The following is a 1,014-nucleotide window of genomic DNA, read 5'->3' on the forward strand; positions in this document are numbered from 1 at the left end:
GGTGGGGGTGTTCTTTTCATTGCTTTTCGCGATGCGTAGCATCAATCCAATGCCTGTCACTCGCGGTGACCAGCATGCTGAACGTCCGAAATTATCCGCACTGCTTACCGATAAATCAGTGGTGAAGTTCTTGGTTTTGGTGTCACTTATCCAAGGTAGTCATGCGGCGTACTACGGCTTTAGTGCCATTCACTGGAAAGAGGCGGGTCACTCAGAAGACGTGATCGGCTACTTGTGGAGTCTGGGCGTTGCGGCAGAAGTGGCTGTGTTTGCATTGAGTAAGCGTCTGTTTGCTGGTTGGGCGCTGCGCACGCTGTTTATTGTTGCAGCTTGTGGTGTGATGATGCGTTGGGGCATGACCGCTGCAACAACGTCTATCGTTGCGTTGGTTATCGTGCAACTTCTGCACGGTGTGACATTCGCGACGGCGCACATTGCGGCCATTCAATACATCCAAAACTCTGAAGAGCACAAAATGGTGGCGCTGCAAGCGCTATACAATGCAATTCCGCTTGGCGCATTTATCGCGCTGATGACGGTGCTCAGTGGTTGGGGTTACGAGCACTGGGGCGCGCTGGTGTTCTGGGGTATGGCGGCAATGGGCCTATTGGCGCTGTTCATCAAATTGGACCCTCAAGAGCCTAGCCACAACGTGGTGGATGTGTCTGAAAAGGCACTTGAAACACAGAATTAGACTTCTGTGACAAAGGTTAAAAACTAATCTTTGTCTCCATTGTGAAAGCAGTGTTAAATGAAACCTCTCCCTCAAGGAGAGGTTTTTTTATTTTCTGTAAGAAAAGCTAGAAAGGATATCGGATGCAAGGATGGCTGGTGGTTCCCGTTTCTTTGGCGTACTTGGGAGCCCTATTTATAATCGCGTGGTACGGAGACATACAGAAGCGCTGGCTCGCCCGTTGGCGTCCGTGGATTTATAGCCTCTCGATTGCGGTGTACTGTACCTCGTGGACCTTCTACGGCACGGTCGGACAGGCGAGCAGCAATCCTTGGTCTTTC

The 1,014-nt window shown here is 51.0% G+C and carries 2 protein-coding genes; both read left to right on the top strand.

Annotation, left to right across the window (positions count from 1 at the left end):
• On the top strand, positions 1 to 694 hold a 694-nt coding region (locus R7P72_RS26225), incomplete at its 5' end, for a 3-phenylpropionate MFS transporter (RefSeq protein WP_318111197.1).
• Positions 695 to 816: 122 nt separating this feature from the next.
• Positions 817 to 1,014 (top strand): hypothetical protein (locus tag R7P72_RS26230; RefSeq protein ID WP_318111199.1); only part of this gene is annotated, 198 nt, incomplete at its 3' end.

Origin of the sequence: Vibrio sp. Vb0888, from assembly GCF_033338835.1 — a bacterium.
Classification (GTDB): Bacteria; Pseudomonadota; Gammaproteobacteria; order Enterobacterales; family Vibrionaceae; genus Vibrio; species Vibrio alginolyticus.